General features: G+C 57.8%; 12 protein-coding genes and 1 tRNA gene. 4 read left to right on the top strand and 9 right to left on the bottom strand.

Features of this window, described 5'->3' with window-relative positions:
• Positions 1-84: 84 nt before the first annotated feature.
• The 4 genes from NW839_RS13520 to NW839_RS13505 all read right to left on the bottom strand — a co-directional run bounded on the left by NW839_RS13520 (position 85) and on the right by NW839_RS13505 (position 2,294).
• Positions 85-156: transfer RNA gene (locus tag NW839_RS13520), tRNA-Met, on the bottom strand.
• A 100-nt stretch (positions 157-256) separates the two neighbouring features.
• A complete protein-coding gene (locus NW839_RS13515; RefSeq protein WP_414351765.1) occupies positions 257-1,717 on the bottom strand; it encodes a DASH family cryptochrome in 1,461 nt (486 codons plus the stop codon).
• A 12-nt stretch (positions 1,718-1,729) separates the two neighbouring features.
• Positions 1,730-2,059 carry an HU family DNA-binding protein gene (locus tag NW839_RS13510; RefSeq protein ID WP_238376891.1) on the bottom strand — a complete coding sequence of 110 codons (330 nt, stop codon included), beginning with the start codon at positions 2,057-2,059 and terminating at the stop codon, positions 1,730-1,732.
• Positions 2,060-2,096: 37 nt separating this feature from the next.
• Positions 2,097-2,294 carry a cytochrome b6f subunit family protein gene (locus NW839_RS13505; RefSeq protein WP_041436278.1) on the bottom strand — a complete coding sequence of 66 codons (198 nt, stop codon included), beginning with the start codon at positions 2,292-2,294 and terminating at the stop codon, positions 2,097-2,099.
• A 141-nt stretch (positions 2,295-2,435) separates the two neighbouring features.
• Here NW839_RS13505 and NW839_RS13500 point away from each other — a divergent pair, with 141 nt between their 5' ends.
• Positions 2,436-2,879, top strand: a complete 444-nt coding sequence (locus NW839_RS13500) for an ATP-binding protein (protein WP_414328951.1) — start codon at positions 2,436-2,438, stop codon at positions 2,877-2,879.
• 3 nt (positions 2,880-2,882) lie between these two features.
• Here NW839_RS13500 and NW839_RS13495 read toward each other — a convergent pair whose 3' ends face one another.
• Positions 2,883-4,691 carry a DUF3352 domain-containing protein gene (locus tag NW839_RS13495; RefSeq protein ID WP_414351766.1) on the bottom strand — a complete coding sequence of 603 codons (1,809 nt, stop codon included), beginning with the start codon at positions 4,689-4,691 and terminating at the stop codon, positions 2,883-2,885.
• 298 nt (positions 4,692-4,989) lie between these two features.
• Between NW839_RS13495 and uvrB the strand changes: the two genes are divergently transcribed.
• The 3 genes from uvrB to NW839_RS13480 all read left to right on the top strand — a co-directional run bounded on the left by uvrB (position 4,990) and on the right by NW839_RS13480 (position 9,671).
• The gene (gene uvrB, locus NW839_RS13490; RefSeq protein ID WP_414351768.1) at positions 4,990-7,077 is read left to right on the top strand and encodes an excinuclease ABC subunit UvrB; all 2,088 of its coding nucleotides are present in this window, start codon (positions 4,990-4,992) and stop codon (positions 7,075-7,077) included.
• A gap of 110 nt (positions 7,078-7,187) precedes the next feature.
• Positions 7,188-9,032 carry a mechanosensitive ion channel domain-containing protein gene (locus NW839_RS13485; RefSeq protein ID WP_414351770.1) on the top strand — a complete coding sequence of 615 codons (1,845 nt, stop codon included), beginning with the start codon at positions 7,188-7,190 and terminating at the stop codon, positions 9,030-9,032.
• A 33-nt stretch (positions 9,033-9,065) separates the two neighbouring features.
• A complete protein-coding gene (locus NW839_RS13480; RefSeq protein WP_414351773.1) occupies positions 9,066-9,671 on the top strand; it encodes a DUF721 domain-containing protein in 606 nt (201 codons plus the stop codon).
• Between the two features lie 8 nt (positions 9,672-9,679).
• Here the strand turns inward: NW839_RS13480 and pxcA are convergent, their stop codons facing one another.
• The 4 genes from pxcA to NW839_RS13460 form a co-directional block, all read right to left on the bottom strand.
• Positions 9,680-11,062, bottom strand: a complete 1,383-nt coding sequence (pxcA, locus tag NW839_RS13475) for a proton extrusion protein PcxA (protein ID WP_414351776.1) — start codon at positions 11,060-11,062, stop codon at positions 9,680-9,682.
• A gap of 180 nt (positions 11,063-11,242) precedes the next feature.
• Positions 11,243-12,646: a glycosyltransferase gene (locus NW839_RS13470; protein WP_414351779.1), complete on the bottom strand. Its 1,404-nt coding sequence runs from the start codon at positions 12,644-12,646 to the stop codon at positions 11,243-11,245.
• A 280-nt stretch (positions 12,647-12,926) separates the two neighbouring features.
• Positions 12,927-13,043 carry a photosystem II reaction center X protein gene (locus NW839_RS13465; RefSeq protein ID WP_011432450.1) on the bottom strand — a complete coding sequence of 39 codons (117 nt, stop codon included), beginning with the start codon at positions 13,041-13,043 and terminating at the stop codon, positions 12,927-12,929.
• Positions 13,044-13,147: 104 nt separating this feature from the next.
• A complete protein-coding gene (locus NW839_RS13460) occupies positions 13,148-13,504 on the bottom strand; it encodes a ferredoxin-thioredoxin reductase catalytic domain-containing protein (RefSeq protein WP_011432451.1) in 357 nt (118 codons plus the stop codon).
• Between the last annotated feature and the right edge of the window lie 379 nt (positions 13,505-13,883).

Here is a 13,883-nt window from a genome sequence, read left to right as displayed (position 1 = left end):
AACTTCCGCATTCCTCCCGACACTGACCCTACGGGTACAGTGCGGGGCTCCTGCGATTTCTAGCTGAAAAAAGTTTGACGTGGATGGCTCAGGCGTGATTTGAACACGCGACCAAGGGCTTATGAGTCCCCTGCTCTACCGCTGAGCTACTGAGCCAGGATAGTGCTTAACTAGAATAGCACTCTTGGGCCGGAACTGCGCCTCAGAAAATCCCCTCAGCCCCCTCTCGGGAGAGAAGCCACAGACATAGCCACGCCTATCGGCAGGTCAGGGCAGCTTCGTAAACCCGTCGGTTGGCCGCGAGAGACTTCTCCAAATCCACCAGTGGGCGAGGGTAGTCCACCCCCAACCGAACTCCAAATTGCTTCTGCTCGGCAGCAGTGAGGCGATAGGGCTCGTGGATTTTATCCCCCGGGATCCCGGCCAATTCCGGCAACCAGTGGCGCAGATAGTCTCCTTTGGGATCGTACTCGCGAGATTGTTTGGGGATGTGGAAGTAGCGGAAGCCGCGGGCATCGTTCCCTACGCCGGCGGTGTAGTTCCAATTGCCGTAGTTGCTGGCCACGTCGTAGTCGATGAGCAGCGACTCAAACCACTCAGCGCCCATGCGCCAGTCGATGCCCAGGTTTTTTGTCAAAAAGCTGGCCACATTCTGCCGTCCCCGGTTGGACATAAACCCAGTAGCCGCCAGCTCCCGCATGTTGGCATCCACCAAGGGGTAGCCCGTCTCACCTCGACACCAAGCCTGGAAGCGCGGCCAATCCTGTTGCCAAGGGATGGGGATCCCTTGGATCCCAGAAGGACGGAACAGTTTGGCGCCGTGCTTGGCCAAGATAAACCGAAAATAATCCCGCCACAGCAGCTCAAACACCAGCCAGTAGGTGGACTCATTGCGCACCCGCTCCTGCTCGTAACGCTTGACCTCGGCATAGACGGTGCGAGGGGAGATGCAGCCCAGGGCCAACCAAGCAGAAAGCCGGGAGCTATCGTCGGGATCCAACATGCCGTTGCGGGTTTCTTTGTAGATGCGCAGCCGATCCAGATCCCAAAGGTAGGTTTGCAGGCGGGCATGGGCAGCAGTGCTGCCGCCAAGGTAGGTGAAGCGGGCCCGTGGATCCCCGGCAGGTGAAGATAGCCCCAGCGAGGCCAGGGTGGGCAGAGGGCCGGGATCCAAACCCGATGGCAGGGGGGGGATCGAGGGAATGGGCAAGGGATCCCGGATGGGGGTGCTCCCCTCGACTTGCTTTCGAAAGCGGGTGAACAGCTCCGGCAGTTGCGAGAGACAAAAGGGGAGATCCTCAGGGTGATAGAGGGTATGGCCCCAATCAACCTGCAACGGGATCCCCAGAGGCTGCAAAGCCCGCTCAACCGCTGCCGCCACCTCCTTCTCCTCGGTGCCCACCTCTTCATGGGCATAGACCGCCTCGACCCCCCACTCCTGTGCCAAGGTGGGGATCACCTGTTCTGGCTGTCCCTGGCGGATCACCAAATCCGAGCCGCGCGACCGCAACTGCTGCCGCAGATCTGCCAAACTCTCCAGCAAAAACTGACCGCGGAAAGGGCTGGTTCTGGGGCGGAGTACAAAGGAAGTCTGGCCAAACTGGCGGGGATCCAAGCAATACAAGGGGATCAAAGGGGATCCCTGTTGGCAGGCCCGCGTCAGCGGCTGGTGATCCAGCAGGCGCAAGTCGGTGCGAAACCACAGCAGGACGGTCATTCTGCAGCTACCCTACACGGATCCCGCAGACTCAGACTTGGACACCCGAACCCCAGCTGGACGCCCCAGCTCAGGGCTGGGAACAAAATGAGGCACATCGGCAGCCGGGATGTGAACAGGGGCCTTGGTGCGCGGATGATAGGTTTGCCGGGCGGGACGATGGCGCAGCGAGAACGTGCCAAAGCGAGCCAGCCGCACGGATCCCCCCTGGGCCAGGCATTGGCTAATGCTGTCCAGCATAGCCTCCAGAGCAGCAGCAGCCATTTCCACGGTCAGGCCATCCACCTGCGCGGCCATCTGGCGGGCCAGCAAACGGCGAGTCAAATGAGGAGGAGAAGCCACCAACCGACCCTCTAGACAACAGAACACAGACAGGGGCTTAGAGCACCTCCAGTTCACTCTCGAAAAACCAATGTCGAGAGCGATCGGGAAACTCCAGAATGTAGCCGACACCGCTGCCATCGACCACACGCCGTGCCAGCACCACAGCCTCTTTGCCCACCAGAGCGCTGAGGTTTTCTTGTCCGCGATCCTGGACAGAGCGAACTTTGACCTTATTTCCAACCTTGATCGCCATAAAACCGCGAAGAGACTTACCACTCAAGATGGTACGGCAAAAGTCCCCTTGCCGAGCTCCTGCCGCACCTCTGCTGGGGTTGACCCCGATGGGATTGCTAGAATGGGGTCAGAGTGCCGTGCCCCAGGGAAGACTGCCTCCGTGATTGCCCTTTCCCTCAAACCCGCCCACTGCTCCTGGAGCGTTATCAGCTTTCCCTCCACCCTCTACACTCAGCCTGTCCTCGATCTCTTGATCTCAAAAGTCCCTCCTGCCTGGAGAGCGGAAATACGTTTGGGCCTACAGGAAGCAATCATCAATGCCGTCCGCCACGGCAACGGCCTCGACCCCAACAAGAAGGTGATCATCGAGTACGCCAGCTCGGAGCCCTTTTACCAATGGCTGGTGCGAGATCAAGGGCCCGGCTTTTGTCCCCAAGAGAAGCTCCACCGATGCCAACATAACATCTTGGAAACCGAAGAGTCGGGCCGAGGAATGCTGCTGCTCACCCAAATCTTCGACTTTGTGGAGTGGAATGAAATGGGCAACCAGGTCTATCTGGCCAAGTACATCCACCCCAACTGCCGGGATCCCTGGATAGTCTGACCCTCAATACCACTCCCAAAACAGCTTGCCCATTTGGGTAATCTGGCAGCCCCGATCGGGGTAGGGAGCTTCAGAAACCGCTAGGGCTGTGGTGGCGAAGGCAAAGCGCGTGGATGACCAGCGGGATCCCTTAGCGCTCCGCGCCGCTGACGCGACCGGGTCGGGCAGCTCGCTTTCCAAGAGCAACCCCAGGGATCCATAGCCATAGCCCAAATTGCGGTGGGGCAGGGAAGCCACCAACTTGCGCCAGGCGCGATTTGCACTCAAGGGGGGATCCGCGAGGGCCGTCTCCAGAGCCCCCAAAGAAGAGGCCAGGTAGGAATAGCCTTTGCGATCGGCATGATACACCTGTGCCGGCAGCGGGATCCCTGGCAGCGTTTGGGGGAGAGCCTCTGCCGCCTGCAATGACGCGGATCCTCCTTTCCCACTGACTTCCAGCAGCTCGCCTGCCAACACAGGGATCTCCGGTCGATGGATAGAGCGGTAAGGACTCCGTCCCGCTGTCGCCACCGGCGGGGGTTCTGACGGCAAGGACTCCGTCTCCCCCGTAGGAGTGGTCGGTTGGGCCCAGGCAGTGGCGGTGCCGCGCTTCGTTGCCAGAGAGATTACCTGCCAGCCTTGGGCGCGTGCCCGCTCATCCAAGTCGAAATAAGGACTCCGTCCCGCTGTCGCGACCGACTCATCCGGCAGCTTACCGACCCACAGCCAGGCTGGATCCCCGTCGCCGGGCAAAAGGGCAAAGGCAAACTCTCCCCGTTCCGGCAACAGACGCTGCCAGTCCAGCGCCACCTGAGATTGCAAGCGCTGCAGCCACTGGCCGGGATCCACCCGCAACCCCAGGGAATTTAGGGGCTGGATCTGCCCCAGGCTCTGCCAAACTGAGACCAGATTCTCTCCGGAAATCAGCGCCAAGGTTTTATCCGGCAGATGTTGAAGGATCTGCGGGCGAAAGGCTTCTGCCGCCGGCAAGGAGAAGCCAGCGGGCGCATGCCAGAGGGCAGCACTTTCGGCCACCAAGCCGCGGAAGTTTACCCCCAACCCCAGCCCTACCGCCTGCAACGTCAGCCCATCTGAAGAAACCGCCTCTGGATTTTGCCAGAAGGCCCAACCCACATGCGCCTCCCGCAAGGGCTGGATGACCTGCTGAAACAGAGGCTGAGCCACCAGAGACAACTGCGGCAACTGCCAAGCATCGATTGCAGCCCGAATGGCAGCAGACTGCTCCGCCAACAACACGTATTGCTCGCCGAAAACGGCTGCCGAGAACCCCTGCAGGCCCGGAATCGGGCTAGACACCACCTGAATGCCCTTGTAAGTGTCTACCTGCACCGGCCTCCCGGCCAAGCTCTGCCGTTCCCACAACAGGTTCAGCTCAAATTGAGAGACTGCCGCATCCCGCGTTTCTAGGGCAACCAAGGTGCCCCACTCCGGCAAACTGGCCAAGAGGGTGCTCCTCCCCAGCCAGGGCCGCACCTCCCGCTCGAAATCAAGGGATCCCCCGGCCAGCAAGGATCCCAGCCAGCCTGGGCCTTCAGGGGAGAAAAACTTTTGCCACTGCTGACGGGCAGCGCGTCGCTGGGGGGCAGGAGTTGCCGCTTGCCAAAACGCTTGCACCTCGTCCAGGGGAACAGCCAACACCAGCAGCGCTTGTGCGGAGCGAGGGGCCAAACCCACAATTGGCGGCAGCTCCGGGTGGGCCAGCAACAAAGCCACCGGACTGCGGGTGAGCAGCCATACGACAACCCACACCACCATGGCGGCCAGAAGACCCAACCCGATTAGGATCCCGCGCAAGAGTTGCCGTCGTCCCATATCTCATCTCTTCACCGAGGGAGACGTAGCGCGTGTACCCAGGCCCTAATGCTTCACATCACTGGCATGAACAGGCCTAGTGGAAGAAGCGCTGCCCTCAGTCCTGCATGATAAAACCTTACCATGGAACAGAGGCTCATCCTGGTGCGCAAGCTGGAGCCCACTGCTGAGCAGGCGGTCAAGCTTAGAGGCACCCCACAAGCCTTTGTGATCCGCACCACCATTCCAAACCAACGTGCAGATCAGCCCTGCCTTGACCAGCCCGGCAGCTATCTAGGCCCATCCGAAAGTCAAACCCATGTCAGAGTTTCAACTGGTTTCTCCCTATCAACCCACCGGAGATCAACCTAAGGCAATTGCCGGTTTGGTGAAGTCAATTTCAGAAGGCCATCGTTTCCAAACCTTGCTGGGAGCAACCGGAACCGGCAAAACGTTTACCATCGCCCATACCATTCAGCAGGTGGGCAGGCCCACCTTAGTGATGGCCCACAATAAGACTTTGGCAGCACAACTGTGCAATGAGCTGCGGGAGCTTTTTCCTCACAATGCCGTTGAATACTTCATCAGCTATTACGACTACTATCAACCGGAAGCCTATGTTCCCAGCACCGATACATACATTGCCAAATCTTCTTCCATCAACGATGAAATCGATATGCTGCGGCACTCGGCTACCCGCTCTTTGTTTGAACGGCGGGATGTGATTGTGGTGGCCTCGGTGAGCTGCATCTATGGTCTGGGCATGCCAGAGGAGTACCTGAAGGCTTCCATCCCCTTCAAAGTCGGCCAGGAGATCAACCAACGGGATGTCTTGCGGGCTCTGGCCAGCATCCAGTACGAGCGCAATGACCTGGAGCTGGTGCGGGGGCGATTTCGCCTCAAAGGGGATGTGCTGGAAATTGTGCCGGCCTATGAGGATCGGGTCATTCGCATCGAATTTTTTGGCGATGAGATCGAGGCCATTCGCTTAATCGACCCGGTTACAGGCGAGATTTTGAACAGCCTCAGCGCCCTCAGAGTTTATCCTGCTCGGCACTTTGTAACGCCGGAAGCACAATTGGAGCGGGCGATCCTCAATATCGAGCAAGAACTGGAAGAGCAACTGGCCTTCTTTCGCAAAGAAGGCAAGCTCCTGGAAGCCCAACGCCTAGAGCAGCGCACCCGCTACGACCTAGAAATGCTGCGGGAGGTGGGCTATTGCAATGGGATCGAAAACTACTCTAGACATTTAACGGGACGCAAAGCAGGAGAGCCCCCCGCCTGCTTGGTGGATTATTTCAAGGCCAACGATTGGCTGCTGGTGGTGGATGAATCCCACGTGACCGTGCCCCAAATTCGCGGCATGTACAATGGCGACCGTGCCCGCAAGCAGGTGCTGGTGGATCACGGTTTTCGCCTGCCCAGCGCCCTCGACAATCGCCCCCTCAAAGCCGAAGAATTTTGGGCCAAGGTTCATCAGTGTATCTTTGTTTCGGCTACCCCCGGCAACTGGGAACTAGAGCAGAGCGAGGCCCAATTTGAAACCCGGGTGGAAGATGGCAAGACCTTGAAGTTTTATGTGCAGGGCAGCGGTCGGGTTATCGAACAGGTAATTCGGCCCACCGGCGTGGTGGATCCTGAGGTGCATGTGCGCCCCACGGCTGGGCAAGTGGACGATTTGCTGGGAGAAATTTACTTGCGATTGGAACGCTCTCGGCAGGGATCTGCCGAACGGGTGATCGTGACCACCCTCACCAAACGGATGGCAGAAGATCTCACAGAATATCTCCAGGAGCGAGGGATCCGAGTTCGCTATTTGCATTCCGAGATCACCTCGATTGAGCGAATTGAAATCCTACAAGACTTTCGAGAAGGGGCCTTTGACGTGTTGGTGGGAGTCAACTTGCTCCGGGAAGGGTTGGACTTGCCAGAAGTTTCTTTGGTGGCCATTTTGGATGCCGACAAAGAAGGGTTTTTGCGAGCAGAGCGCTCCCTGATTCAGATGATTGGGAGGGCAGCACGAAATGTCCGCGGTATGGTGGTGATGTACGCCGACACCATGACCAGCAGCATGGCCCGGGCCATTGCCGAAACCCAGCGTCGCCGCGAAATTCAATTGCAATACAACCGCCAACACAACATCACGCCCAAGCCCATCGTCAAGAAAAACAGCAATGCCATCTTGTCTTTTTTGGCCATCTCCCGCAAACTCAGCAACCCAGATCTGGAAAAAGCCTTTCAAGCTGCGCAAGAGATCCCTCTCTCCGAGATTCCGGAGCTGATCGGCCAACTGGAACTGAAGATGAAAGAGGCCGCCAAAAACCTAGAATTTGAGGAAGCCGCCGAGCTGCGAGATAGAATCAAAAAGCTGCGTCAACGCCTTCTGGGCCATTCTCAGGGCACCTAAAATCCTTGCTCAGATCGGCCAAAATTGAGGTCGGCTTGTGCCACCATGAGCTTGCGGGGCAGCCCTCAGGGATCCCCAATTGATCGATAGGCGTTCGTACCAAACCGGCCATGCAGGACTCCGTCCCACTTAAGCGAGCAGCTCTTTGGGTTGGGCTGACGGTGGGGATAGGTCTCTGGCTCACCCCTGCCGTCGCCTCTGCCTCCTCAGGGATCCCCTTGGCTCAAGCCCTTGAATTTCGGGATCCCAACTTTTTCCTGGCCGATCCCCGACCCACACCGGCTGAAGCGCCAACTCCTGAGGGATCCCCTGCCCCAGCCCCCAGCCCAGTCGGGATCCCTTTGACCGGCCAAGAGGGCACAGAAGTGCTGGTCGGGAACATACCGGTGTTCCGCCTGCAGACGGCAGACTACCCCAGCGATGTGCGGGCCGACAACGTTCGGGCGATCATCGAGCGCTTTCTCGAAGAAGGCCAGTTGCCGGAGCCAGAGGTACGGGTGGCCCAGGATACCAATGGGCAATACATCTTACGCCTGGGGGAAAGAGGCCGCTTTGAGGCCACCCAACGGTATTTGTTCACCGTCACCTATGCCGATGCTGCCGCGGAGCGCAGGGTGGCACTGGGTCAGGTGAGCCTGAATGACGTGCGTCTGGTGGCTAACAGTTGGGCGCGGCGGTTGGAGCAAGCGATTGCCGATTACCGCGAAGATCTGCTGGCTCTGCAGCGGGCCCAGGATCCGCGCGTGCTGGTTCTGACCCTTTTGGCAGGGATCGCCACCCTGGTGGTGGGGTTCTTTCTCTGGCGGCTGTTCGACCGCAGCTTAACCCGTCTGCAACGCTGGTTGGAGCTTAAGGCCGGAGAGACCTGGGGCACCTGGATTGATGTGGGTGGGATGCTGCTGCGGGGCGTGGGGGTGATCCTCATCGCCGGCATCTCGCTGGATCGCGGTATCAGCTTCATCCCTGCCCTACGACCGTTTCAGCGCTCCTTTTACCTGGGCCTGGGTCGTGTGGTCGCCACGGCTCTGGGCGTTCTCACCCAGCCTCTGCCCAACTCCAGCGTTTCGATTGCCAGCTTGCTGGTCTTCCTCCTCCTTTCTATCTTGGTTTTCACTGGCGCCCACTACGTCAGTGTTGGCTTCAAGCAGCGCTTTTTGGCACGCCTGGGGCTGGATCTGGGCACCCAAGAGTCTTCGGCGGCCATCTTCAAGTACATCCTGACCCTGTTCGGCATCCTTCTGGTCTTGCCCTTCAGCGGCCTTAATCTGGGCTCCTTGGCGGTTATTGCCGGGGCGGTGGGTTTGGGGATCGGCTTTGGTTTGCAAAACCTCTCCAACAACTACATCAGCTACATTGCCATTTTGCTGGAGCGCCCCATCCAAATAGGGGATCTGGTGGAAGTGGACAACTTGCTCGGCACGGTGGAGCGCATTGGCCCACGGGCCACCGTCTTGCGCACCCTGGATCGCATTTTTGTGATTGTGCCCAACTCCCGCTTTACCGAATCGAAGGTGGTGAACTGGAGCTACCGGGATCCCCGCTGTCGCATTCACATTCCTGTGGGCGTGGCCTACGGCTCCGATACCGCCTTGGTTACCGAAGCCCTGCTCAGCGCCGCCAGAGAAAATGCTCGGGTGTTGAGCAGCCCTGCCCCCCAAGTCTGGCTCAAGTCCTTTGGCCCTTCTGCACTTAACTTTGAGCTGCTGGTGTGGATCAACCGTCCTCAAGATCAGTTTGTCTTGATCAGCGAGCTAAACTTCCTAATCGAGGCTGAGTTTCGGCGACGTGGGATCCGCATCCCCTTCCCGCAACAAGATATTCACATCCGCAGCCTAGAGGGATTTGCCCCCCTCAGTCAAAACGGTGGATCCCCTTCTTTGCCCGATACCGACTCCATTCACTCTGCCCTCAAAGAAGCGGCTCAATCGCCGGAAGACCAAAATGGTGTTTCCTAAGCTATTGCCTGCCATTGACACCCTATCGACACCATGTTGCAGCGGTTAGATGAGGTACTGGGAAGCTTTGGCAGCCATCCCCGTTGGGCTGAACTGAAGCAAATGCAAACCCTGCGGCAGCTCTGGCCCGAACTCGTCGGAGAGGCCGTAGCCGCCCAAACCTATCCTCTCAGCCTGCGCCGACAGGTGCTGCAGGTGGCCACCTCTACCCCGGCCTGGGCACAAAACTTAACCTTGCAACGCCAGATCATTCTCAGGAAACTCAACAGCCGGCTACAATCTCCCCTCAGCGATATCCGCTTCAGCTCTGGTGCCTGGCACAAGGGATCCAGCCCGGCTGCCCCCCATCCTGATGCGGAGCTGACCAGCAAGTTTTATGGCGCTCCCCGCCTAGCAGACCAAGATGGACAACGCCCTGGATCCTGTCGCAGCCCCAATCCAAAACAGCCCACCTCCGACCCGAAAGTGGCTTTCGAGCGCTGGGCCAGAGTGGTGAAGCAACAACAAACCCAGGAGAACCTGTTCCCTTGCCCCGCCTGCCGCTGTCCTACCCCTGCCGCCGAATTGGAGCGTTGGTTTGTCTGCGGGTTCTGCCATCGACAATCCTTGCGCCCGCGCGGCCACAGTTGTTCCGGTTAACCCAAAAATCAATCGTTCATAGCCCGATAGGTGGCCACCGAAGACGGCGATACACGGTTTAGATAGCGAAAGATCCAATACTTAAAAAGCGTATCTAGGAAAACCGGAAAAGTAGCAATAAAGCCGTAGATAAAATCGCGGTTCTCCGGTACCCCCAAATGGGCAGCCAAATTACCCAGCAGCACCTCCCAACCGTGGGGAGAGTGATAACCGACAAACACATCGGTAAAGAGAATAATAATGAAAGCCTTGGCACTATCGCTGAGACCGTAGATCAGACGATCCAAAAAAGACTTGAGGACTTCGATTTCCTCACGCCCAACAAAGATAAGCCAGCCAAACACCAGCAGCGAAAGCAAATCAGCAAGGATATTCTTCAAGCCTTCCGAGTTCCTACGGCTATATTTTTTCAGCAGTTCCTCTGCCTTCATGGACAGTTGCTCTTCTGATTCCAGATCCCACTCTGGGGGTTGATGGTGCAAAGCTCGCTCAAATTCTATTCTTTCCTTGAAAAACTCGAACTCTGACAGGGCTTTTTCTTGGAATTCGTGGCTTAGAGCCACAATGGCAGGCTCCCGTTGTTGGAAGTGATCCACCAATGGCCCAAACAGAAAGTTTTTCGAGAGGATCTGGGTGAGCAGAGGCAAAACGGCCAACAACAACAGAAAACGAATCGATACCAGTGTGCGAGTGCGAGCCTCGCGATACTCCTGGATCAGTTCCTCTTCGGCCTGGGAACTCAGCTCACGGCGGATTTGGCTGGCTGTGCGCAGAATAGAACGGGGCAGAATCGCAGCTTTGGAAGCGACCGGGGCAGCGCCATTGCCGGAGCCTGCCTTGACAGAGACATTAGAAGAACTGGGTTCAGTTGAGGTAGGTTGTTCTGGCGGTTCGAGAGGCTCAGGTGAAGTGGAAATTGAAGCAGAGACAGGTTGGGATTTTCTGGTCGGGCGTTTGTATCGAGAAGTCACCTGATCGATAAACTGCAGTTTCTCCAAGATGGAAAGATCTCGTCTTTGGCGACCATTCTCGGAGTTTTCGCTGCTGCTTTCAGAAACATTGGCCTCAGCGGCATGGAGTTGTTGAGCTTTATCTTGGGCAGAAGTAGGGCCGCTGCCATTTTGCTCGGGATCCGGCAGGCGAGAAAGGGCGCTGCTGGCTCTGAACTCTGCCAAACGCAGATCGATCTGGCGCAGTTGCCGGCGCAGTTGAATTTGAAAGTAGCGGCTGACATTCTGGCCATGTTGCCCGTTGCTGCCGATGGATCCTCCCTGGAAGTATTGATCCTCGATGGCTTTAATGCGCAGGGCAGCCTCATAAGCTTGGTCAAGGGAGCGCAGGGGGGTATTCGAGATCCATTGGCCCAGCCTGCTCAATACGGATTCTCCCATTGCTCGTTCCCGTGGCACTCCCCATGGGGGCCGATCCACACATTACAGTGATCCGATTGACTAATTATTGTAACGAGTCCTGGGTGCCTAGGCGGGAATCCCAACGGTGGAGAAGTACTTGCAGAGACTGGCCCTGCCTCGACAAGAGTACAGACCGGCGCCTTTGGTCTAGAGCAACATTCAGCACCCCTTAAAGCGCTTGAGGGCAAAGCCACAGATCTGCAGCAGCCGCAGCCCCTCTCGCACATGGTGAATGTTGGAGCGACCATAGGTTCTGGGGAAATAGCGCACGGGGATATCCAGGATCTTCAGGGTGCGCTTGGCGGATCCCAGCAACAGGTCAAAATCTCCAAACGGGTCGAAATCCCCCCACTCTTGGCACAGCTTGGCAATCTGCTGGTAATCCTCCCGCCACAGGGCCTTGGTGCCACAGAGGGAATCTTTGATGCGGATGCCGAGAATGTAGGAGAGGAGAGCGGCAAAAAAACGATTGGCCCATTGGTTTAGCCGAGGCATTGCCTCTGGTTTCAGGGGATAGATAAGGCGACAACCATTGGCAAAATCACATCGCCCGGAAGCCACAGCCCGGAAAAACTTGGGCATGTCCTCTGCCTGTACCGTCAAATCGGCATCGAGGATGATCAACACATCCCCTGTAGCGGCGGCTAGCCCCTTGCGCACCGCATCCCCCTTGCCCTTGCCCTCCTGCCGCAGAGCCCGGATATTGCGGATCCCTTGGTATTCCGCCTGTACCCGCTGGATCTCGGCCCAAGTCCCGTCGCTGGAATGCCCCTCCACAAAAATGATCTCGGTGCGGGATCCCATCTCGGGCAAATGTTCCACGCAGCGGCGGATGTTGCCCGCTTCATTCCGAGCCGGAATCACCACGGTGCAGGAAGGCTGCTGCTCAGGGGGGGGATCCCAGGCAGGGTCGGGCTGCAAGCGAGCGATCGTGTACTCTGTCAGGCAGAGGGCGTTGATCCCAGGCAGGGGGGCGATCACCCGGTTGATCACGGTGGAAAGGAGTGGGATCCGCCGCGGCAACAACAGCCGCTTGCCCTGCTGAATGACCTCGTATCCTGCCAAGTGCAGCAGGTTGGCCACATCGGCTGCCGATAACCAGTTGGCTGCCGGCAGAGGCATCCGTTGCTTCAGAGCGGTTGCCAAGCCCAGAATCGGCTCCCAGAGCGGGTTGTGGTGGGAGAGGATCAGGCGGGTGCGTGGGGTACAGAAGCGGCGCAACTGCTGGAGAACCTGCTGGATGTCGGCCAGGTAGCCCAGGGTATTGACGAGCAAGATCACATCAAAAGGCTCCGCCAAGACGGGATCCCCTTTGTCCAGCGTGTGGGCATCTTGCACCCGGAAATGGAGATGGGGAAACTCTGCCTGAGCTTGGGCAACAATGTCCGCATCCCGGTCGATCCCCACCCCGAAGCTGGGCTGCAAGGCATTGAGCAGGGATCCCGTGCCGGAACCAATCTCCAAGATGCGCAAACCGGCAGGGACAAAAAAGCGATGCAGCCGCTCCAGATCCTCGTGGTAGTAGCGGTTTTTTTGCCGCCAGTAATACAAGGGGTGGGTCAACGCTGGCAAGGGATCCCTGGGGTATCGCTGGATAGTCTTCGATCGCGGCAGCGGGCCGGAGGCCTTTCATAAGGTGTGATCGTTTGCAACAACGGCTTCAAGCACCTTAGATCTCAATCTGTTGGTCACCCAACCCAGCTGGATCCCCGACAACAGGGGCGAAGCCCTCCAGCGATTGCGTACCGCAGCCACATCTTGCCACCCCAGTCTCTCCCCACCCAGCGATAGCAGTACAGGGAAAAGGGAAGCATTGGCGGGCAAGTGCCAACGAGCGGGGATCTCAGCGACGACGCACTTTATCCCTTTGGCTGACAAAGATGATGGCGCCAAAGAGAGCCCCCAGCACAACTGCACCAGCCACCAAGCTCCAGAGGAAGTTAGCAAGTGAGGGAGTCATAAAAGCGTTTCCTCCTCGTGCAAATAACCATTGCCCAACGGCTTTTCGATTATACCGAGCCCTGTCACCCTTCCAAAGCCTGCCTTTGTCCCTGCCGGGCGCTGTCATTTGGTAGTTTGGTATTCCAGGGGCACCTCCTCTAGGGTTTGGCTCTTGCCGGCAAAGGGGTTATCCGGCGTTAAGAACAGCATACAGTGACATTCCTTTCGCTCCCGCATGGGTACACAGGGGCAATTCCAATAGCCTGCTTTTGCTTCTGCCTCTTTGTCTTCATAAAAACGACAGGGACACAGCGGGGCGCCCAATTGCTCTTTGTGCAGAGCCAAGCCTTCGATCACCGCCGTCGTAATTGATGGATCCGAGCAGAAAAAGGTCTCGGAGCGTTTGGCGTAGGTTTCTGCGAAATGCCGCATCAACTCAAAGCTCTTCTGTGAGGACTTTTTGTAACCACGACTTTCCATGACGATTCCCAAAAGTGGAACTAACCGGCTGTTGCTAGCAATGGGGTTCACAGCTTTTTCCGACGACGCCTCCCGAAGCCAGTACAGACGTGTAGGGGGCCGGGATTCTATTAACTCCACAGACCTCCCACAACGTCGAGAAAAGCTGTATCTCGCTCTTCGTTGTACAGCAGACCTCTAGGCAGGACAAAAGATTATGCCCTTGCTGTTACACAAGGCAACATCTAGGGGCCGTAGCAAGAGCCAGCCTTGGCGTACCTCTACAGAATACCTTGACATCCTCCCCGGCCTGAAGGCCGGAGATTCCTGCCACGCTACGCATGGATGGCTCCTTGCGCAGTCGTCTCGGCGGGTTCCTGCTTCCGACCGCCCGTGCAGT

The organism is Synechococcus sp. R5-15 (genome assembly GCF_047462035.1).
Classification (GTDB): Bacteria; Cyanobacteriota; Cyanobacteriia; order Thermostichales; family Thermostichaceae; genus Thermostichus.
The sequence above is the reverse complement of the archived record's forward strand: the minus strand, read 5'-3'. Positions and strand labels throughout refer to the sequence as shown.

Bases quoted from the DNA above. Each gene is read 5' to 3' on its own strand.
- NW839_RS13515 (WP_414351765.1), bottom strand. From the start codon at position 1,717: ATGACCGTCCTGCTGTGGTTTCGCACCGACTTGCGCCTGCTGGATCAC.
- NW839_RS13505 (WP_041436278.1), bottom strand. From the start codon at position 2,294: ATGGCGATCAAGGTTGGAAATAAGGTCAAAGTTCGCTCTGTCCAGGAT.
- NW839_RS13495 (WP_414351766.1), bottom strand. From the start codon at position 4,691: ATGGGACGACGGCAACTCTTGCGCGGGATCCTAATCGGGTTGGGTCTT.
- uvrB (WP_414351768.1), top strand. From the start codon at position 4,990: ATGTCAGAGTTTCAACTGGTTTCTCCCTATCAACCCACCGGAGATCAA.
- NW839_RS13485 (WP_414351770.1), top strand. From the start codon at position 7,188: ATGCAGGACTCCGTCCCACTTAAGCGAGCAGCTCTTTGGGTTGGGCTG.
- NW839_RS13480 (WP_414351773.1), top strand. From the start codon at position 9,066: ATGTTGCAGCGGTTAGATGAGGTACTGGGAAGCTTTGGCAGCCATCCC.
- pxcA (WP_414351776.1), bottom strand. From the start codon at position 11,062: ATGGGAGAATCCGTATTGAGCAGGCTGGGCCAATGGATCTCGAATACC.
- NW839_RS13465 (WP_011432450.1), bottom strand. From the start codon at position 13,043: ATGACTCCCTCACTTGCTAACTTCCTCTGGAGCTTGGTGGCTGGTGCA.
- NW839_RS13460 (WP_011432451.1), bottom strand. From the start codon at position 13,504: ATGGAAAGTCGTGGTTACAAAAAGTCCTCACAGAAGAGCTTTGAGTTG.